Here is an 18,063-nt window from a genome sequence, read left to right on the forward strand (position 1 = left end):
TGCTCCGGAACGTTTCGTCACGCCGCCAGAGCCGCCGCCTCCCCCTGCGTCGCGTCCCGCACCGCCTGCGTGACGATCCGCGCGAGCCGCTCGACGGTCGGCGTCGCCGACGACGTACGCCGCAGCAGCATCAGCGGCAGGCTCGGCAGCTCCGGCAGCCCGGACGACGGCGCGTCGAGCACGCGCACCGATGCGGGCAGCCCGTAGTGCGAGCGCACCGTCAGCCCGAGGCCGGCCGCCGCCGCGGCCCACAGCCCGGCCAGGCTCGGCGTGGTGAACGCAACGCGCCACGGCACGCCCGCGCGATCGAGTGCGTCGGTCGCCGCGCCGAAGAAGCGGCACGGCCGGTCGAACACGACGAGCGGCAGCGGCTCGCCCGACGCGCGCCTCGCACGAAGGCTCGCGCCGTCGTCCTCGGCCGCATCCGCCGGTCCGCCGCCGTCCGGCATGCCGAAGCCGCCCGCGCCCATCGCCGCGATCCACTGCATCGGCACCTGCGCGATCGCGTCGCTGGCGATACCCGCGCGCGACACCAGCGTCGCCGACGCCGGGTCGCCCCACACGAGCGCGAGATCGAGCTGGTTCGCGTCGAGCCGCTCGAGCAACTCGGCGTTGCGCGCGACGCGCGCCTCGATCCTCACCTTGGGATGCGCACGCGCGAAGCGCCCGAGCACGTCGGGCAGGATCGCTTCGCCGAAATCCTCCTGCAGGCCGACCCGCACCCAGCCGTCGAGATTCACGCCGCGCACGGCCGCGGCCGCTTCGTCGTTCAGTTCGATCATCCGCCGCGCATAGCGCAGCATCGCGTCGCCGGCGTCGGTCAGCGCGAGCCCGCGCCCGGCCTTCACGAACAGCGGCGTACCGGCCTGCTCCTCGAGCTTGCGGATCTGCGCGCTCACCGCCGACGACGAACGCGCGACGCGATCGGCAGCCTTCGCGAAGCTGCCGAGATCCACGCCCGCGACCAGGCTGCGCAACGCCGCGACGTCGAAGTTCGGCCGGGCCAGCGCGGCGTCGGGTGCCGCGAGCGACGCAGCGCCATGGGCATTGGCTTGTCCGGACATTTCAACCATCCCATTTTATCGAACGATTCATCAAAAACTTTCCGATTTTCAGGATAAATGTAGGTCGCCACACTGGCGCTGTCAATTTCCGAACGGGCTCCGTCGCCATGGATACCTCCTGCCTCGCTTCCTCGTCCTCGCCTGCGCGCGACGCACGCGGCCCGGCCCATCGCTGGCGCGTGCTTGCGGCCGGGGTCGCCGCGAACATGAGTTTTTCCGCCGCTGCGGCGGGCATTCCGACCACCGCGGTGTGGATGCGCTCGGCCTACCACCTCGACAACGGCGCGCTCAGCCTCGTGCTCGGCGCGCTCGGCTTCGGCGTCGCGCTGTCCGAGCTGCCTTGGGGAATCGCCGCCGACCGCTTCGGCGACCGCCGCGTGCTGCTCACCGGCCTCGTCGCAACCGCCGCGATGCTTGCGCTGATGGCGGCCCTGCTCGTCCCGAGCGCGTATGCGGTGCCGCCACTCATGCGCGTCGTCGCGGCGATGTGCTGCGTCGGCCTGCTCGGCGGCAGCGTGAACGGCTCGAGCGGACGCGCGGTGATGCGCTGGTTCGGCGAGCGCGAACGCGGGCTCGCGATGAGCATCCGCCAGACGGCCGTGCCGCTCGGCGGCGGCGTCGGCGCGGCGCTATTGCCATCGCTCGCATCGCATGCGGGCTTCGCCGCGGTGTACGGCACGCTGATGCTGCTGTGTGCCGGATCGGCCGCGCTGACGTGGCGCTGGCTGCACGAACCGCCCGACGCACCGGCCGCCGCGCACCGCTCCGCCGCGCAGCAACCGCCGGCCGCGCCCGCGCGCAGCCCGCTCGCGAACGGCCGCGTCTGGCGCATCGTGCTCGGCATCGGCGCGCTGTGTGCGCCGCAGTTCGCGGTGCTCACGTTCGCGACCGTGTTCCTGCACGATTTCGGCCGGCTCGGCCTCGCCGGCATCAGCGCGGCGATGGTCGCGCTGCAGCTCGGCGCCATGGTGATGCGGGTCTGGAGCGGCCGCCATACCGATCGGCATGGCAACCGGCGTGCGTACCTGCGCGGGTCGGTCTGCGTCGCGGCCGGATCGTTCGCGCTGCTCGCGGCCGCGACCGCCGGCAGCCCGCACGTGCCGCTCGCCGCGATCGTCGCGATTCTCGTGTTCGCCGGCATCTGCGTGTCGGCGTGGCACGGCGTCGCGTACACCGAGCTCGCGACGCTCGCGGGCGCGAACCACGCGGGCACCGCGCTCGGGATGGCGAACACGATCGTCTATCTCGGGCTGTTCGCGACGCCGCTCGCGATTCCGCCGCTGCTCGCCGTCAGTTCGTGGAGCGTGGTCTGGCTCGCCGCCGCGCTGATCGCAGGCGCGACCTGGCCACTCTTTGCGCGATAGCGACGGCGATCGTCATCGCGCGGAACACGCGGACGTCGTCGTCCATGCCGCACATGCCGCGACGTCCGCGCGCCATCATGCCGCCTCGCGCGACAGCGCGCGCCGCACGGTCGGCCGCTCGGCCTCGCGCTGAGCATGCGCGGTCCACGCGGGATGCCGCGTCATGTCGAGCACGATCGCGGCCCCCCCAGCGATACAGCACCAGCAGGAACGGATCGACGATCGAATGGCCGCCCGGCTCGGCCCACGTGCGGCCGTCGGCGAGCGCGGCTTCGATCGACGCGACGCTGAAGGGACGCGGCGTCGCGCTCGCGCGCCGCTCGCTGATCGAACCCGAACTCGCTGCCGGCACGCTCGTGCGCGTGTCGACGGTGCGCGTGACCGACGTGTACGCGCACTACGTGGTGTGGCGTCCCGATCATCCGCACGCAGCGGCGATCCGCACGTGGCTCGACTGGCTGCGCAGCGAGGTGCGGCGCAGGACGCCGCGACGCTGAAACACGGCAGCCGCGTCGTCGAAAGCATCCGGTCAGCGTCACGACAGCCTTTCGCGATCATGCTCCAGTCGCAAACGATTCACCGAATCGTCGCATCGCATCGGCATACTCGAAAACGTTCCCGATCCGCCTGCCTGGAGAGAAGTCATGCGTTGCGCCGCCTTCGTCGTCCTATGTGCCGCCACCTTCGTCGCCGCCTGCAGCGACGACGCGCCGCACGACGCGCAAGCGGCCGACGCCTCGCAGCAGGCCGGCGCATCGTCCGGCTCCGCGAGCGCGTTCAACAGCGACGCGGGCGCGAATGCCGCCGCGTCCGATGCCGCGCCGCTCGCGCCGCCCGTCGTCCACTATCCGCCCGACGATGACGACGACGCCAAAACCGCGCCGAACGCGGGCGCGTCCGGCGTCGCCGCGTCGTCGCCGCACTGATCCCGCCGCACCTGCTTCCGTCCCCGATCGCAGAACCGAGGTGAAATAACATGACGTCATCCAGCCGCCGCCGTTTCCTGCATACCGTCGCGCAATCCGCGGGCGCGGCCGTCGCGCTCAACGCGTTCCCCGAATCGATCCGACGCGCGCTCGCGATTCCGGCCGCGCGCGGCACCGGCACGATCCGCGATGTCGAGCACATCGTCGTGTTCATGCAGGAAAACCGCTCGTTCGATCATTACTTCGGGCACCTGCGCGGCGTACGCGGCTACAACGACCGCTTCCCGATCCCGCTGCCGAACGGCAAGCCGGTGTGGTGCCAGCCGTCGAAGGAAGACCCGGCGAAACCCGTGCTGCCGTTCCGGCTCGACACGAAGACGACCAGTGCGCAGTGCCTCGGCGCGCTCGACCACTCGTGGGCGAAGACCCACGCGGCGATCGACGGCGGCCGCTACGACCAGTGGCCCGCGAACAAGACCGACATGACGATGGGCTATCACGTGCGCGAGGACATCCCGTTCCACTACGCGCTCGCCGATGCGTTCACCGTGTGCGACAACTATTTCTGCTCGCTGCCGGGCCCGACGCACCCGAACCGTTCGTACCTGATGACGGGGACGGTCGACCCGACCGGCAAGTTCGGCGGCCCGCTGCTCGACAACGCCGACTACGTCGACGGCGACCTGCCGCCCGCGTATCAGCTGCTGTCGTGGACGACCTTCCCCGAGCGGCTCGAGGCGCACGGCGTGTCGTGGCAGATCTACCAGCAGGGGCTGACGTGGGCCGACCCGTACAACGGCAACTACGGCACGAACATCCTGCAGAACTTCACGAACTTCATCAACGCGAAGCCGGGCTCGCCGCTGTACCAGCGCGCGCAGACGGTGCGCACGCTCGACAACCTGAAGGACGACGTGATCAACGACCGGCTGCCGCAGGTGTCGTGGCTGCTGCCGCCCGCCGTGTTCTCCGAGCATCCGAAATACACGCCCGCGTACGGCGCGAACTACACGTCGCAGATCCTCGACGCGCTGACGTCGAATCCGGACGTGTGGGCGAAGACCGTGCTCTTCATCATGTACGACGAGAACGACGGCTTCTTCGATCACGTCGTGCCGCCGCAGCCGCCGACATCCGCCGCGCAGGGCGCATCGACCGTGACGACCGACGGCGAGCTGCACACCGTCGTGAACCCCGGCCGCGGCGGCAGCTACACCGCCGACGGGCTGCCGTACGGCCTCGGGCCGCGCGTGCCGATGACGGTCGTGTCGCCGTGGTCGAAAGGCGGCTTCGTGTGCTCGCAGGTGTTCGACCACACGTCGGTGCTCCGCTTCATCGGCGAGCGCTTCGGCGTCGACGAGCCGAACATCACGCCGTGGCGCCGGAGCGTCTGCGGCGACCTCACGGCCGCGTTCGACTTCCGCTCGTCCGACGCCTCGTTCCCGTCGCTGCCCGATACGAGCCAGTACCGTTCGATCGCCGACCAGCAATGCACGTCGCAACCGGCGCCGACGGTGCCCGCGACGCCGTCGCCGATCGACCCGCAGGAACCCGGCGTGCGGCCGGCGCGCGCGCTGCCTTACGAGCTGCATGTGAACGCGAGCATCTACGGCGGCAACACGCTGCGCATCGAGTTCGCGAACCGCGGCAACCAGGGCGCGCACTTCCAGGTGTACGCGACGAACCGCACCGACGGCCCGTGGCGCTACACGGTCGGTGCGCGCCGCGTACTGCACGCGGACTTCGACCTGACGGAAACGAACGGCGTGTATGCGTTCTCGGTGTACGGGCCGAACGGTTTCGTGCGCATGTTCGCGGGCAACGTGTCGGCCGCGGCCGCGCACCGCCGCAACCACGCGCAGCCGGAGGTCAAGGCCGGCTACGACATCGCGAACGGCAACCTGTACCTGAAGCTGCGCAACCACGGCGCGGGTCACGTCACGCTGACGCTGGCCGACAACGCGTACGGCGCGCCCGCGCGCCACGTGACGCTGCACGGCGGCGACGAACATGTCGAGCAATGGGCGCTCGCGTCGAGCCACCACTGGTATGACGTTACGGTGAGCGACGGCGCGAACGGCACGTTCTCGCGCCGCTTCGCGGGCCACGTCGAGAACGGCCGATCGAGCTACTCCGATCCGGCCGCGGTGCACCCCGTCTCCGCGTCGTAAGCGCGGCGGCACGACGGCGCGCGGCAGCCGCCGCGCAGCGCGTGCCCGTGAACGTCAGATCGCGTGCGCGAGCGCGCGGTCGACGCGCGCGGCGTCGAAGCCGTCGTCCGCGTCGCGAAAGCGCAGCGGCGCCGCGCAATGCACCAGCGTGTCGATGAAATACTTCGCGCGCGGCCACGGCCCGAAGCCGGCCGCGGTATTGATGTGTCCCGCATCGCCGAGGTTCACGAACGCGCTGCCGAGCCGCTGCGCAAGCGTGCGCGCATCGGCGAGCGGCATCCACGGATCGGTCTCGCTGCCGATCACGATCGACGGCACCGCGAGCCGGCGCGGGTCGAACGGCCCGGCAAACGCGAATTTCTGCGGACTGGCCGGTGCGGCGAGCAGCACGCCCGCGACGTCGGCCGCCTGCGGCCATTGCGCGAGCGCATGCGCGGCCGCGAGGCAGCCGAAGCTGTGCGCGGCCAGCACGAACGGGCCGCGCTCGCGGTCGAGCAGCGCGCGCACCGACTGCGCCCAGCGTGCCAGATCGGGAGCGTCCCAGTCGGCCTGTTCGACCCGCAGCGAACGCGGGAACTGCCGCTCCAGCCAGGTCTGCCAGTGGGCGCCTTCGCTGCCGTGCAGGCCCGGAACGGTCACGAGCCGCGGCGGCCACGCCGATTTGCTGCATGCGCGCATGATTGCCCTCGCTTGCTTTGCTTGGAGACGAGGTTCGATTGTGGCGCGCCGCCCTCGGCGGCCGAACCAATATTTCGTGCTTTGCTTTTGAGCGGGACGGCCATCCGGGGACGGCCACCGGGTACAGCCACCGGGGCAGCCCCCGCCGCAGGCCGCACGGCGCGGGCCGGCGGCCTCGCGGCGGCGCAATGCGCCGCGAAACCGTAGAATGTGGGCTTCCCGCTTGCCATGCATCGGATCGAACCCGGCCGCCGCGCCGGTTCCGATCGACAGGAGACGCCCGATGTCCGCTACGCCCGCCGGCGCGCTGCGCCCGTTCCATCTCGCCTTTCCCGTGTCGAGCCTCGCCGACGCGCGCGCGTTCTACGGCGGCCTGCTCGGCTGCCCGGAGGGCCGCAGCTCGGAGCACTGGGTCGACTTCGACTTCTTCGGCCACCAGCTCGTCGCGCATCTCGCGCCGCACGAGACCGGCGCAAGCGCGGTGAACCCGGTCGACGGCGACGACGTGCCCGTGCGCCATTTCGGCGTCGTGCTGTCGATGGACGAATGGCATGCGCTCGCCGACAAACTGAAGGCCGCGCAGACGCGCTTCGTGATCGAGCCGCACATCCGCTTCAAGGGCGAGGTCGGCGAACAGGCGACGATGTTCTTCCTCGATCCGTGCGGCAACGCGCTCGAGTTCAAGGCGTTCGCCGACATCGGCCAACTGTTCGCGAAGTAAGCGCATGAAGATCCTGTTCTACTCGCCGCATCAGGAAGCCGGCGCATGGCGCGACGCGATCGCGCAGGCGCTGCCCGAGGCCGAGCTGCGCGCGTGGCAACCGGGCGACACGGCCGCCGCCGACTACGCGCTCGTATGGCGCGCGCCGCGCGAGCTGTTCGCGCCGCGCGACGGGCTGCGCGCGATCTTCAATCTCGGCGCGGGCGTCGACGCGCTGCTCGCGCTCGACCGCGCGCATCCCGGCACGCTGCCGCGCGACGTGCCGCTGGTGCGCCTCGAGGATTCGGGCATGGCACAGCAGATGATCGAATACGTGACGCACGCGGTGCTGCGCTACCTGCGCCGCTTCGACGAATACGAAGCGCTGCAGCACGAGCGCCGCTGGACAGTGCTCGAACCGCATCCGCGCGCGCGCTTCACCGTCGCGGTGCTCGGCCTCGGCGTGCTCGGCGCGCAGGTCGCGCGCTCGCTTGCCGCGCTCGGGCTGCCGGTGCGCGGCTACAGCCGCAGCCCGAAGCAGCTCGACGGTATCGAAACCTTCGCGGGCGGCGATGCGTTCGTCGCGTGCATCGACGGCGCGAAGGTGCTCGTGAACCTGCTGCCGAGCACGCGCGATACCGACGGGATCCTGTCGGCACGGACCTTCGCCAGGCTCGCGCCGGGCGCGTACGTGGTGAACGTCGCACGCGGCGCGCATCTCGTCGAAGCCGACCTGCTCGATGCGCTCGCGAGCGGCCAGGTCGCCGCGGCGACGCTCGACGTGTTCCAGCACGAGCCGCTGCCGGCCGATCATCCGTTCTGGCACGCGCCGCGCATCACGATCACGCCGCACAGCTCGGCCGAGACGCTGCGCGACGAAGCCGTCGAGCAGATCGCCGGCAAGATTCGCGCATTCGAGCGCGGCGAGCGTATCGGCGGCATCGTCGACTACGCGCGCGGCTACTGAATTCCGCCCTACACAAAACTGGAGACAACCATGACGTTCCCCACCGCCGTCAAGATCGTCGAAGTCGGCCCGCGCGACGGGCTGCAGAACGAAAAGACCTTCGTGCCGACCGACGTGAAGATCGCGCTCGTCGACCGGCTGTCGCGCGCCGGTTTCCGCAATATCGAGGCCGCGTCGTTCGTGTCGCCGAAATGGGTGCCGCAGATGGCCGACGGCGCGGACGTGATGGCCGGCATCGAGCGTCGCGCGGGCACCGTGTACTCGGTGCTCACGCCGAACCTGAAGGGCTTCGAGAACGCGCTCGCCGCACGCGCCGACGAAGTGGTGATCTTCGGCGCGGCGAGCGAGGCGTTCTCGCAGCGCAACATCAACTGCAGCATCGCCGAGAGCATCGCGCGCTTCGAGCCGGTCGCGAAGGCCGCGAAAGATGCCGGCCTGCGGCTGCGCGGCAGCGTGTCGTGCACGCTCGGCTGCCCGTACCAGGGCGAGGTGCCGGTCGCCTCGGTCGTCGACGTGGTCGAACGCTTCGCCGCGCTCGGCTGCGACGAGATCGACATCGCCGACACGATCGGCGTCGGCACGCCGAAGCGCACGCGCGAAGTGCTCGCGGCCGTCACGCGCGTGTTTCCGCGTGAACGGCTGTCGGGCCACTTCCACGACACCTACGGCCAGGCGCTCGCGAACATCTACGCGGCGCTGTTCGAAGGGATCGAGATCTTCCACGCGTCGGTCGCGGGCCTCGGCGGCTGTCCGTACGCGAAGGGTGCGACCGGCAACGTCGCGACCGAGGACGTGCTGTACCTGATGCAGGGCCTTGGCATCGACACCGGCATCGACCTCGCGCAGGTGGTCGCCGCCGGCGACTTCATCTCGAACGCGATCGGCCGCGCGAACGTGTCGCGCGCCGGTCGCGCGTTGCTCGCCAAGGCGCAGAGCGCGGCCGACGCGCCGAGCTGCGTCTGACCCGACATTGACGGATTACTCCATGACGACACCCGCTTCATTCGACGCTCTCCCCGATTCCGCGCGACGCGTCGCGCTGCTGCTGCGCGAACGCGGCCATGAGAAAGGGATCGTGATGCTCGCCGAGACCGGCAAGACCTCCGCCGAGGCCGCGGCCGGGCTCGGCTGCTCGGTCGCGCAGATCGCGAAGTCGATCCTGTTTCGCCGTGAATCGGACGGCCTGCCGGTACTCGTCGTCGCAAGCGGCACGAACCGCGTCGACGAGAAGAAGGTCGCCGCCCAGGTCGGCACGGTCGGCCGCGCCGATGCGAAGTTCGTGCGCGACAACACCGGCTACGCGATCGGCGGCGTCTGCCCGATCGGTCACCTCGTCGAACCGGTCACGCTGATCGACGCCGACCTCCTCGCGCTCGACAGCCTGTGGGCAGCCGCCGGCCATCCGCACGCGGTGTTCAACCTGTCGCCGCAGGAGCTCGTCACGCTGACGGGCGCGCCGGTCGCCGACATCGCGCTGCGCAACGACGCATGAGCGCCGTGCCGGTATCGGTCGGGACGGTCGCGTCGCCGTGCACCGACGTATGCAGGATCGACCCGCGTACCGACTGGTGCGCGGGCTGCCTGCGCACGCGCGACGAGATCAAGGGATGGCGCGCGTCGGACGACGACGCGAGACGCGCGTTGCTGGCGCGGCTCGACGCGCGGCGGCGCCTGCTCGCCAGGAGCGGCGCATAAAAAAATGCCGTTCGGCCTGTCTGGCGAACGGCATGAGATCGGAATCCTGTGAACGTGATCAACGTCACAGCCCGCATCATACGAGCGACGCTGCAGCATCGCATCGGGTGTTTCCCTACAACTTCTTACAGCATGTTTCGTGCGCAATCGGCGTTCCCGGATGCGGCGCTGACGGGCGTCGGCGCCGAGCCGCACGGCAGGCCGTAGCGGCAAGCCGTAGCGGCAAGCCGAATCGCACGACCGTTTCAGTTGCCGACCGCCGCGCGACGCGCGGGCACGATGCGCCAGCCGAGGTTCACGCCGGCCGCCGCGAGCAGGATCAGGAGCGCGCCGAGCACCTGCGTCCACGCGAGCGTCTGCCCGAACGCGACGCGATCGACGATGATCGCGACGACCGGATAGACGAACGACAGTGCGCCCGTCATCGCGACCGGCAGCTTCTGGATCGCACCGTACAGCAGCACATACATCAGACCGGTGTTCACGACGCCGAGCACGACGAGATCGAGCCACTGCGCGGCCGTCGCGGGCAGCACAATGCCCAGGCCGGCCTGCAGCAGCGCGAGCAGATGCGGCGGCGTGCCCTTCAGGTGCTTCGTGACGATCGACGACACGGCGTACAGGAATGCCGCGCCCAGCGACAGCGCGACGCCTTCGAGATATTCGCCGGGTACCGCGAGCACCGCCGGCTCGACCCGCACCACGCACACGAGCCCGATGAAGGCGAGCGCGAGCCACGCGATCGTCGAGGCGCCGACCCGTTCGCGGAACACGATCGCGCCGAGCGCAACGAGCATGAACGGCTGCGTGTTGTACACGGCGGTCGCCATCGAGATCGACGCGCGCGAATACGCGGCGAACAGCAGCAGCCAGTTCGCGACGATCGCGACGCTGCCGAGCGTCGCGAGCGCGAGCATGCGCGGCGAAAACAATGCGCGGCGCAGGAAGCCGAGCGCCGCACAGACGATCGCGAGCGTCGCGGCGCCGAACAGGCAGCGGAAGAACACGACGTTGGTAAGCGGTTGCTGCGACGACATCACGAGCCAGCCGATCGTGCCGGACGTCATCATCGCGACGACCATCTCGGCGGCACCGCGGCGGATTTCGTTCGAGGCCATCATGGACTCCGTTTGACGAGAGGAGATGACTTCGATTCTAGGAACTTGCTTTCCGCGCATCCACGACTAAACTGAAGCGAAACAATCGATTCACCTTCGAAAGCAAAGCGATCATGTCGAAACGCCTTTCCCCGCCCGCCGTCGCGTCGCTGGACGCGACCGACCGCGCGATCCTCGCGGCGCTCGCCGAGGACGCGCGCATCGCCACCAGCGAACTGGCGCGGCAGATCGGGTTGTCGGCGCCCGCGACCGCCGACCGCGTGCGGCGGCTCGAAGCGCAGGGCGTGATCGCGGGCTTCACCGTCGAGCTCGACCCGCGCGCGCTCGGCTACACGCTGCAGGCGATCGTCCGCGTGAAGCCGCTGCCGGGGCAGTTGCATCTCGTCGAGGAGGTGTTGCGGCGGATCCCGGAATTCGTCGAATGCGACAAGGTGACCGGCGAGGACTGCTTCATCTGCCGGCTCTACCTGCGCTCGATCGAGCACCTCGACGACATCCTGTCGAAGGTGACGGAGCGCGCGGAAACGAGCACGGCGATCGTGAAGTCGACGCCCGTGCCGCGCCGCCTGCCGCCCCTCGTCGAAGACGATGCCGCGCGCCGCTGACCGTCGGCGCGCGCCACCCGCTGCGGCCGGCGCCGCTCACGCGGCCGCGTCGCGCGCTTCGAAGAACGCGAGCAGCTCGTCGATCAGCGCGACGGGCGCCTCTTCCGGAATGTAGTGCCCGCACGCGAGCGCGCGGCCGCTGACGTCGCGCGCAACGCGCCGCCATTCGTCGAGCGGATCGAAGCAGCGGCCGACGATCCCGTTCTCGCCCCACAGCACGCGCAGCGGGCACGCGACCTTGTTGCCGCGCTCGAGATCCGCGCGGTCGTGTTCGAGATCGATCGTCGCCGACGCGCGGTAGTCCTCGCACATCGCATGCACGGCGCCCGGCTGCGCGAGCGCGGCGCGATACGCGGCGAGCGCTTCCGGCTCGAACGGCGCGAGCCCGGCGGAACGATTGCCCATCACGCGCTCGATGTATGCATCGGTGCGGCCTTCGATCAGCGTTTCGGGCAGCGGCGCCGGCTGGATCAGGAAGAACCAGTGGAAATACGCGGTCGCGAACGCACGATCGGTTTGCTCGTACATCGCGAGCGTCGGCGCGATGTCGAGCAGCATCATCCGCTCGACGGCCGCCGAATGATCGAGCGCGAGCCGGTGCGCGACGCGCGCGCCGCGATCGTGCGCGCATACGTGGAATTGCGCGAAGCCGAAATGCCGCATCACGGCGACCTGGTCGGCCGCCATCGCGCGTTTCGAATACGGCGCGTGCTGCGCGTCGCTCGGCGGCTTGCCCGACGTGCCGTAGCCGCGCAGGTCGGTCGCGATCACCGTGAAGTGATTCGCGAGCGTCGCGGCGACGCGATGCCAGATCATGTGGGTCTGCGGATGGCCGTGCAGCAGCAGAAGCGGCGGCCCCGCGCCTCCTTTGACACCGAAGATGTCGGTGTCCTGCACCGTCACGCGAAACGGTACAAACGCGTCGAACGACATGGTTTCTTTCTCGTTGGCTTGTTATGGCGGATATTGTAGGAGCGCCCGGCCGACTGCTGCGCGCGGTAGATGCCCGAATGCGTAGAAAGAGAACACTCACTCGATTGTCGCCACACCGCGCAGCTTGCTAAGCTCGCGTAGAATCGCACGACCGTTCGTATCAATATGAACGCACCGCTGCGCCGCTACACTCGAAGCACCGTTCGACCGCCAAGCATGCATGCCGGCGCCGGCGCGATCGCGCCGGGTCCGGCCGCCCCTCGAGACTGGAGACATCACATGGCATTGCCCGCCGCCCTGCAGAACCTGACGCTGCCCGTCATCGCGTCGCCGATGTTCATCGTCAGCTACCCCGAACTCGTGCTCGCGCAATGCAAGGCGGGTATCGTCGGATCATTCCCCGCGCTCAACGCCCGTCCGGCCGAACTGCTCGACGAGTGGCTCACGCAGATCCAGTCCGAGCTCGCGGACCACAAGGCGAAGCACCCGGACGCGGTGATCGGCCCGATCGCGGTCAACCAGATCGTCCACCAGTCGAACGTGCGGCTCGAGCATGACGTGCGCGTGTGCGTCGAGCACAAGGTGCCGATCTTCATCACGAGCCTGCGCGCGCCGGCGCGCGAGATCGTCGACGCGGTGCACAGCTACGGCGGCATCGTGCTGCACGACGTGATCAACCTGCGTCACGCGCAGAAGGCGCTCGAAGCCGGCGTCGACGGGCTGATTCTCGTCGCGGCCGGCGCCGGCGGCCACGCGGGCACGACCTCGCCGTTCGCGCTCGTCGGCGAAGTGCGCCAGATGTTCGACGGCCCGATCGTGCTGTCCGGCTCGATCGCGAACGGCGGCTCGATCCTCGCCGCGCAGGCGATGGGCGCCGACTTCGCGTACATGGGCACGCGCTTTATCGCGACGCAGGAAGCGCACGCGGTCGAGGACTACAAGCACGCGATCCTCAACGCGAAATCGTCCGACATCATCTACACGAACCTCTTCACCGGCGTGCACGGCAACTACATCCGCGAGAGCATCGAGAAGGCCGGCCTCGATCCGGACGCGCTGCCGGAATCGGACAAGTCGAAGATGAACTTTGGCGGCGACAAGGCGAAGGCATGGAAGGACATCTGGGGCGCCGGCCAGGGCGTCGGCCTGATGGACGACCTGCCGAGCGTCGGCGCGCTCGTCGAGCGGCTGAAGCGCGAGTACGACGACGCGAAGGCACGGCTCGGCATCGCCCGCTGAAGCAGGCGGCGGGTTGCTCCACCGCCGCGCCTGATGCCGGCCTCAACAAAAAAGCGCGAACCGCACACGGCTCGCGCTTTTTTCATGTCCACCCGCGGACGGCCGGCGCCGCTCAGCCCGCGCGCTTGATCCGCGTGATCGGCAACACGCGCAGGCGCGACTCGATCGACGGGCACAGCGACTGCCCTTCGAATCGCGCGGCGAGGAAATCGACGAACGAACGCACCTTCGCGGACACATGGCGGCGGCTCGCGTACACCGCATAGATCGGCGCCTCGTGCGGCGGCACGGAGTCGAGCAGCACCGGCACGAGCCGGCCGGATTCGATGTCGTCGCCGACCACCTCGGTGCCGAGCAGCGCGATGCCCGCGCCCGCGAGCACGGCCGCGCGCAGCCCTTCGAGATGGTTCACGATCAGGTTGCCGTTCAGGCTCACGCGCGACGCGGCGGCCGCGTCGATCACCAGCGAATCGAGCATCGTCGAATTCGAATCGCGGCGCAGATAGTTGTGGTGCGCGAGATCGGCAATCGTCTGAGGCGTGCCGTGCTTCTCGAGATACGCGGGCGACGCGACCAGCAAGATGTGCGCGGTCGCGATCTGCCGTGCGACCAGCGACGACGATTTCAGTCCGTTCGGCGCCGCGCGCACCGCGACGTCATAGCCTTCCTCGATCAGGTCGACCACGCGATCGGACAGCGTCATGTCGACGGTCACGTCCGGGAACCGGCCTGCATAGTCGGTGACGGCCTGCATCACGTGCCGCAATCCGAACGCGGACAGCGACGTCACGCGCAGGCGGCCCTGCGGCACGACGCTCGCGGCGCCGACCGCCTGTCCGGCTTCGTCGAGTTCCGACAGCGCCTGCACGAGGCGCTCATAGTATTCGCGTCCCGCCTCGGTCGGCGCGACACGTCGTGTCGTACGATGCAGCAGCCGCGCGCCGAGCTGCTGCTCGAGATGCATCACGTGCTTGCTCGCCATCGCGGCCGACATCTGCATGCGCTCGGCCGCGCCGACGAAGCTGCCCACTTCGACGACGTAGCGAAACACATTCATGCTGACGAGGGTATCCATCGAACTAGCTCGCAATTCCTGGGAATCATGCAATTACGAGATAGGGTAACAAAGGCGAGGAAACAAAAAGGTCAACAAAAGCAAAACGGCGCCGCGGATGGCGGCGCCGTTTTGGGGCGGAAAGCCGGCAGGCGGGACGCGCGCTGCGTGTGCGCGCCCTGCGAACGAATCGTCAGAACTTCGCGCGGATGCCGGCGCCGAACGTGTTGCCGCTCGACAGGCCGCTGATGTGGTCGTTCATGTACGCGGCGTAGACGTCGGTGCGCTTGGACAGCGGATAGTCGTAGCCGACGGCCCAGGTCTGGCGCGTCTGGTCTAGGCCGCCCGCGTCGCGCGAGTATGCGTACGACGCCATCGCGTTGCCGACGCCGAGCGGCACCGACACGCCGCCCTGCGCGGTGTTCACGTGCCAGCTGCCCGCGACCTGGTCGTTCTTCGTATACATATACTGGCCGAACAGCTTCACGTACTTCAGGTCGTAGGTCGCGCCGACCAGGCCGATGCCCTGGCTCTTCATGCCGGTTACGAGCGAGCTCAGGTCCTGCGGGCCGTTGTTGAAGTTCACGTACTGGTAGACGGCGGTCGCCGCGAACGGGCCGTTCGCGTAGTTGAACTGCGCGCTCCACTTCTTCGAGCGGTTGTCGCCGGCCGTGTTGCCGAGCGCGTACATCGCCGCGAAATTCAGGCCGCCGAACGAAGGCGACGTGTAAGACAGCGCGTTGTTCCAGCCCGAATCGCCGACCGCGCCCTGGTCGCTCGGATAGGTCGGGAACGTGCCGAGGCCGAGGAACACGTGGTACACCATCGGCGAGAAGGTGTACGAGTCGTAGAACGGGTTGAACAGGATCGTCGACAGGAACAGGTGCGTCGTCAGGCGGCCCGCCGTCACCGTGCCGTACGGCGAGCTGACGCCGACGTACGCGTTGCGCGCGAAGAACGTGTCGCCCTGGAAGCGGCCGAACTGGCCGTTCTGCGCACGGAAGAAGCTTTCCATCGTGAAGATCGCCTTGTAGCCGCCGCCGAGATCCTCTGCGCCGTGCAGGCCCCAGTACGACGTCGACATCCCGCCGCCCGACACGTTCCATGCGCGATTGCCGCCCGGGAACTTGGTTGCGCCGACCCATTCGTCGACCTGACCGTAGAGCGAAACGCTCGACTGCGCGTGGACGGGTGCGGTTGCCGCCACGCAGGCGGCCGCGGCGATCAGCTTGACGGACGTGCGCGACGCACGGCGAGCGAATGCTTTCATGGGATCTCCAGGTTTTGTCGAATAGTCGATAAGTGGCGCGAGCGTTGTTTTTGGAGCCGATTGCTTGCGTCGTATGGGGCGCAGCCATCTTTACGGATCATTTGTCCGGTCAAAATTGCGCGCACTTATTGCGGGTATAGCGACGGCATTAACTTCGCGAAATCGACACATGACCGGGCGCGCGTCAGCGGCCCCGCGCGGAGCGGGCACGCGACCGGACGGCCGCGGGGCGCGCGCGTGCCGGGCGCGAAAGATAGCGCAATGCTGCGGGAAAATCAGCGGAAATCTGCGCGCGACTGTGGCGAATTCGCATCACAGCCGGCGGGGGGGAACGAACGCGCGGGGCGCTCAGCGAACGCGCAGGGCGCTCAGTTTCGGTAGAACGGGGAGAAAAACGGCGAGTGGGAAGGTTCTTCCTGCGCGCGAGGCGGCGGCATCGGACGGCCGCCGCGCTCCTCGTTGTAGCGCGCGACGTCGGCGCGGATCGAGCCGGCACGCAGCGGCACGTTGCCGCCGCCGGGTGGCCGCGGCATCTGGCGGGAGTCGGCGCTGATCGGGCGATACGGGCTCTGCGCGGCGTAATGGCCGTACGACGGCGTCGGCCGCAGCCCCCAGCGGGAACCATAGCCGCTCACGCCGCCGGCACGCGCGCCGGCACCGCCCGGCGGCAGTGCCCTGCGCCAGACCGGCGCGTTGCCGGCCGGCCGGCCATAGGCGTGCATGTCGCCGCCACCGAAACCGTGACTGAAACCGTGACCGAAGCCGTGGCCGCCGAACGCCTGGCCGCCGTGCGGCGGTTGCGCGAGCGCGAGCGGCACCAGCAGCGCGCCGAGCACGCCCGCCACCCATCGTCCGACCTTCAGTTTCACCCGTTCCGTCATCATTCAGTGCCTGTTACCGCTCGCCGCCGGCCGTTTCCAGCCAACGCAAGCCTTTCAGCAGTAATTTATGAGCGGTCCGAAACGGTGTCGAGCCAAAAAGTGTTAGGTCGCGGGCATCGGTGTAACACCATGTTACTGCTAGGTTTTTTCACTTCATGGCGCAATCGTGGCAGAACATTCTTCTGCCATTTTGCGCAACAGCGGGCCGCCGCGGACGCCCGCTGTTGCATGCAATCGATTCATCAATTGATTCGCACAATGAATTTGCGTATTGAATAGTCAATCGGGACAATATCGGCTTCACGCGCGAGGTGCGCGCCCGCCGTTTCCGAATCGAGTTTCCCGATGGCCCGTCCCCGTTTCCTTCCCGACAACTTCACGCTCGCGCTCGTCGGCACCGTCGTGCTCGCGAGCCTGCTGCCGTGCCGCGGCCCGGCCGCCCATGCGTTCAACTGGGCGACCAACATCGCGGTCGGCCTGCTGTTCTTCCTGCATGGCGCGAAGCTGTCGCGCGAAGCCGTCGTCGCGGGCGCGACCCACTGGCGGCTGCATGCGGTCGTGCTGCTCAGCACGTTCGCGCTGTTCCCGCTGCTCGGCCTCGCGCTGAAGCCCGTGCTGCAGCCGCTCGTCACGCCGACGCTCTATGCCGGCGTGCTCTTTCTGTGCACGCTGCCGTCGACGGTCCAGTCGTCGATCGCGTTCACGTCGATCGCGAAGGGCAACGTGCCGGCCGCCGTGTGCGCGGCGTCCGCGTCGAGCCTGCTCGGGATCTTCGTGACGCCGGCGCTCGTCGGGCTGATGATCACGTCGCAGTCGGCCGCGGCCGCGTCGCCGTGGAGCACCGTCGGCAGCATCGTGATGCAGCTGCTCGTGCCGTTCATCGCAGGCCAGCTGCTGCGGCCCGTGATCGGCGGCTGGATCGACCGCAATCGCGGCGTGCTGCGCTTCGTCGACCAGGGCTCGATCCTGCTCGTCGTCTACGTCGCGTTCAGCGAGGCCGTAAACCAGGGGCTGTGGCACCAGATTCCGGCGCGCGCGCTCGGCGGCCTGCTGGTCGTCAACGTCGTGCTGCTCGTGATCGCGCTGGTGCTGACCACGGTCGTCAGCAAGCGGCTCGGCTTCAACCGGGCCGACCAGATCACGATCATTTTCTGCGGATCGAAGAAGAGCCTCGCGGCCGGCGTGCCGATGGCGAAGGTGATCTTCTCCGCGCAGGCGGTCGGCGCGATCGTGCTGCCGCTGATGCTGTTCCACCAGATCCAGCTGATGGCGTGCGCGGCGCTCGCGCAGCGCTGGGGCGCGCGCGACATGAGCGGCGAGCGTGACGGCGAGAGCGCCGCGGCCGGGACGGCGCGCACGCAGGGTGCGCTGAACGCGGGCAAGCACTGACGCGGGAGG

At 69.0% G+C, this 18,063-nt stretch carries 18 protein-coding genes and 2 pseudogenes; 12 read left to right on the forward strand and 8 right to left on the reverse strand.

Features of this window, described 5'->3' with window-relative positions; translation table 11 throughout:
• Positions 1-17 precede the first annotated feature (17 nt).
• On the reverse strand, positions 18-1,064 hold the full coding sequence (locus DIE15_RS32950) for a LysR substrate-binding domain-containing protein (protein ID WP_124835504.1): 1,047 nt from the start codon (positions 1,062-1,064) through the stop codon (positions 18-20).
• Positions 1,065-1,171: 107 nt separating this feature from the next.
• Here DIE15_RS32950 and DIE15_RS32955 point away from each other — a divergent pair, with 107 nt between their 5' ends.
• Entirely contained in the window at positions 1,172-2,428 is a 1,257-nt protein-coding gene (locus DIE15_RS32955) for an MFS transporter (RefSeq protein WP_124835494.1), read from the forward strand.
• A 75-nt stretch (positions 2,429-2,503) separates the two neighbouring features.
• Here the strand turns inward: DIE15_RS32955 and DIE15_RS32960 are convergent.
• Positions 2,504-2,711: pseudogene (locus DIE15_RS32960) on the reverse strand (glutathione S-transferase); the annotation flags it as partial.
• Between DIE15_RS32960 and DIE15_RS32965 the strand changes: the two are divergent.
• From DIE15_RS32965 to DIE15_RS32975, 3 genes and pseudogenes are all read left to right on the forward strand, one after another.
• A pseudogene (locus DIE15_RS32965) lies at positions 2,698-2,925 on the forward strand (LysR substrate-binding domain-containing protein); the annotation flags it as partial. The pseudogenes DIE15_RS32960 and DIE15_RS32965 overlap by 14 nt on opposite strands.
• Before the next feature lie 147 nt (positions 2,926-3,072).
• A complete protein-coding gene (locus DIE15_RS32970) occupies positions 3,073-3,354 on the forward strand; it encodes a hypothetical protein (protein WP_124835495.1) in 282 nt (93 codons plus the stop codon).
• Positions 3,355-3,404: 50 nt separating this feature from the next.
• Complete coding sequence (locus tag DIE15_RS32975; RefSeq protein ID WP_124835496.1) at positions 3,405-5,525, forward strand: phosphocholine-specific phospholipase C; 2,121 nt, start codon at positions 3,405-3,407, stop codon at positions 5,523-5,525.
• Between the two features lie 54 nt (positions 5,526-5,579).
• Here the strand turns inward: DIE15_RS32975 and DIE15_RS32980 are convergent, their stop codons facing one another.
• Positions 5,580-6,203, reverse strand: a complete 624-nt coding sequence (locus DIE15_RS32980; RefSeq protein ID WP_124835497.1) for an alpha/beta hydrolase — start codon at positions 6,201-6,203, stop codon at positions 5,580-5,582.
• A 283-nt stretch (positions 6,204-6,486) separates the two neighbouring features.
• Here DIE15_RS32980 and DIE15_RS32985 point away from each other — a divergent pair, with 283 nt between their 5' ends.
• Genes DIE15_RS32985 through DIE15_RS33005 form a run of 5 tightly spaced genes read left to right on the forward strand, consistent with a single transcriptional unit; the run spans position 6,487 to position 9,565 of the window.
• Positions 6,487-6,924 carry a VOC family protein gene (locus DIE15_RS32985; protein WP_057928608.1) on the forward strand — a complete coding sequence of 146 codons (438 nt, stop codon included), beginning with the start codon at positions 6,487-6,489 and terminating at the stop codon, positions 6,922-6,924.
• Between the two features lie 4 nt (positions 6,925-6,928).
• Entirely contained in the window at positions 6,929-7,870 is a 942-nt protein-coding gene (locus DIE15_RS32990; protein WP_124835498.1) for a glyoxylate/hydroxypyruvate reductase A, read from the forward strand.
• Positions 7,871-7,900: 30 nt separating this feature from the next.
• Positions 7,901-8,833 carry a hydroxymethylglutaryl-CoA lyase gene (locus DIE15_RS32995; protein WP_057928610.1) on the forward strand — a complete coding sequence of 311 codons (933 nt, stop codon included), beginning with the start codon at positions 7,901-7,903 and terminating at the stop codon, positions 8,831-8,833.
• A 22-nt stretch (positions 8,834-8,855) separates the two neighbouring features.
• A complete protein-coding gene (locus DIE15_RS33000) occupies positions 8,856-9,362 on the forward strand; it encodes a YbaK/EbsC family protein (protein WP_057928611.1) in 507 nt (168 codons plus the stop codon).
• Complete coding sequence (locus tag DIE15_RS33005) at positions 9,359-9,565, forward strand: DUF1289 domain-containing protein (protein WP_057928612.1); 207 nt, start codon at positions 9,359-9,361, stop codon at positions 9,563-9,565. The genes DIE15_RS33000 and DIE15_RS33005 overlap by 4 nt, the downstream gene beginning before the upstream one ends.
• 245 nt (positions 9,566-9,810) lie before the next feature.
• Here DIE15_RS33005 and DIE15_RS33010 read toward each other — a convergent pair whose 3' ends face one another.
• Entirely contained in the window at positions 9,811-10,683 is an 873-nt protein-coding gene (locus DIE15_RS33010) for a DMT family transporter (RefSeq protein ID WP_124835499.1), read from the reverse strand.
• Between the two features lie 113 nt (positions 10,684-10,796).
• On the opposite strand from DIE15_RS33010, the gene DIE15_RS33015 reads away from it, so the two are divergent.
• Complete coding sequence (locus DIE15_RS33015; RefSeq protein WP_057928614.1) at positions 10,797-11,288, forward strand: Lrp/AsnC family transcriptional regulator; 492 nt, start codon at positions 10,797-10,799, stop codon at positions 11,286-11,288.
• A gap of 36 nt (positions 11,289-11,324) precedes the next feature.
• On the opposite strand, the gene DIE15_RS33020 is transcribed toward DIE15_RS33015, so the two are convergent.
• A complete protein-coding gene (locus tag DIE15_RS33020; protein ID WP_124835500.1) occupies positions 11,325-12,221 on the reverse strand; it encodes an alpha/beta fold hydrolase in 897 nt (298 codons plus the stop codon).
• A gap of 279 nt (positions 12,222-12,500) precedes the next feature.
• Here DIE15_RS33020 and DIE15_RS33025 point away from each other — a divergent pair, with 279 nt between their 5' ends.
• Positions 12,501-13,460 (forward strand): nitronate monooxygenase family protein, encoded by a 960-nt coding sequence (locus tag DIE15_RS33025; RefSeq protein ID WP_057928616.1) that lies wholly within the window; start codon positions 12,501-12,503, stop codon positions 13,458-13,460.
• A 112-nt stretch (positions 13,461-13,572) separates the two neighbouring features.
• On the opposite strand, the gene DIE15_RS33030 is transcribed toward DIE15_RS33025, so the two are convergent.
• From DIE15_RS33030 to DIE15_RS33040, 3 genes are all read right to left on the reverse strand, one after another.
• On the reverse strand, positions 13,573-14,535 hold the full coding sequence (locus tag DIE15_RS33030) for a LysR family transcriptional regulator (RefSeq protein ID WP_057928617.1): 963 nt from the start codon (positions 14,533-14,535) through the stop codon (positions 13,573-13,575).
• 172 nt (positions 14,536-14,707) lie between these two features.
• Positions 14,708-15,784, reverse strand: a complete 1,077-nt coding sequence (locus DIE15_RS33035) for a porin (RefSeq protein ID WP_057928618.1) — start codon at positions 15,782-15,784, stop codon at positions 14,708-14,710.
• A 368-nt stretch (positions 15,785-16,152) separates the two neighbouring features.
• The gene (locus DIE15_RS33040) at positions 16,153-16,665 is read right to left on the reverse strand and encodes a peptide-binding protein (protein WP_124835506.1); all 513 of its coding nucleotides are present in this window, start codon (positions 16,663-16,665) and stop codon (positions 16,153-16,155) included.
• 345 nt (positions 16,666-17,010) lie between these two features.
• Here DIE15_RS33040 and DIE15_RS33045 point away from each other — a divergent pair, with 345 nt between their 5' ends.
• A complete protein-coding gene (locus DIE15_RS33045) occupies positions 17,011-18,054 on the forward strand; it encodes a bile acid:sodium symporter family protein (RefSeq protein ID WP_057928619.1) in 1,044 nt (347 codons plus the stop codon).
• Positions 18,055-18,063: the final 9 nt, after the last annotated feature.

It is taken from the genome of Burkholderia sp. Bp9031 (assembly GCF_003857965.1).
Lineage (GTDB): Bacteria > Pseudomonadota > Gammaproteobacteria > Burkholderiales > Burkholderiaceae > Burkholderia > Burkholderia ambifaria_A.

Coding starts and splice junctions, on each gene's coding strand:
- DIE15_RS32950 (WP_124835504.1), bottom strand. CDS start 1,064: ATGTCCGGACAAGCCAATGCCCATGGCGCTGCGTCGCTCGCGGCACCC.
- DIE15_RS32955 (WP_124835494.1), top strand. CDS start 1,172: ATGGATACCTCCTGCCTCGCTTCCTCGTCCTCGCCTGCGCGCGACGCA.
- DIE15_RS32970 (WP_124835495.1), top strand. CDS start 3,073: ATGCGTTGCGCCGCCTTCGTCGTCCTATGTGCCGCCACCTTCGTCGCC.
- DIE15_RS32975 (WP_124835496.1), top strand. CDS start 3,405: ATGACGTCATCCAGCCGCCGCCGTTTCCTGCATACCGTCGCGCAATCC.
- DIE15_RS32980 (WP_124835497.1), bottom strand. CDS start 6,203: ATGCGCGCATGCAGCAAATCGGCGTGGCCGCCGCGGCTCGTGACCGTT.
- DIE15_RS32985 (WP_057928608.1), top strand. CDS start 6,487: ATGTCCGCTACGCCCGCCGGCGCGCTGCGCCCGTTCCATCTCGCCTTT.
- DIE15_RS32990 (WP_124835498.1), top strand. CDS start 6,929: ATGAAGATCCTGTTCTACTCGCCGCATCAGGAAGCCGGCGCATGGCGC.
- DIE15_RS32995 (WP_057928610.1), top strand. CDS start 7,901: ATGACGTTCCCCACCGCCGTCAAGATCGTCGAAGTCGGCCCGCGCGAC.
- DIE15_RS33000 (WP_057928611.1), top strand. CDS start 8,856: ATGACGACACCCGCTTCATTCGACGCTCTCCCCGATTCCGCGCGACGC.
- DIE15_RS33005 (WP_057928612.1), top strand. CDS start 9,359: ATGAGCGCCGTGCCGGTATCGGTCGGGACGGTCGCGTCGCCGTGCACC.
- DIE15_RS33010 (WP_124835499.1), bottom strand. CDS start 10,683: ATGGCCTCGAACGAAATCCGCCGCGGTGCCGCCGAGATGGTCGTCGCG.
- DIE15_RS33015 (WP_057928614.1), top strand. CDS start 10,797: ATGTCGAAACGCCTTTCCCCGCCCGCCGTCGCGTCGCTGGACGCGACC.
- DIE15_RS33020 (WP_124835500.1), bottom strand. CDS start 12,221: ATGTCGTTCGACGCGTTTGTACCGTTTCGCGTGACGGTGCAGGACACC.
- DIE15_RS33025 (WP_057928616.1), top strand. CDS start 12,501: ATGGCATTGCCCGCCGCCCTGCAGAACCTGACGCTGCCCGTCATCGCG.
- DIE15_RS33030 (WP_057928617.1), bottom strand. CDS start 14,535: ATGGATACCCTCGTCAGCATGAATGTGTTTCGCTACGTCGTCGAAGTG.
- DIE15_RS33035 (WP_057928618.1), bottom strand. CDS start 15,784: ATGAAAGCATTCGCTCGCCGTGCGTCGCGCACGTCCGTCAAGCTGATC.
- DIE15_RS33040 (WP_124835506.1), bottom strand. CDS start 16,665: ATGACGGAACGGGTGAAACTGAAGGTCGGACGATGGGTGGCGGGCGTG.
- DIE15_RS33045 (WP_057928619.1), top strand. CDS start 17,011: ATGGCCCGTCCCCGTTTCCTTCCCGACAACTTCACGCTCGCGCTCGTC.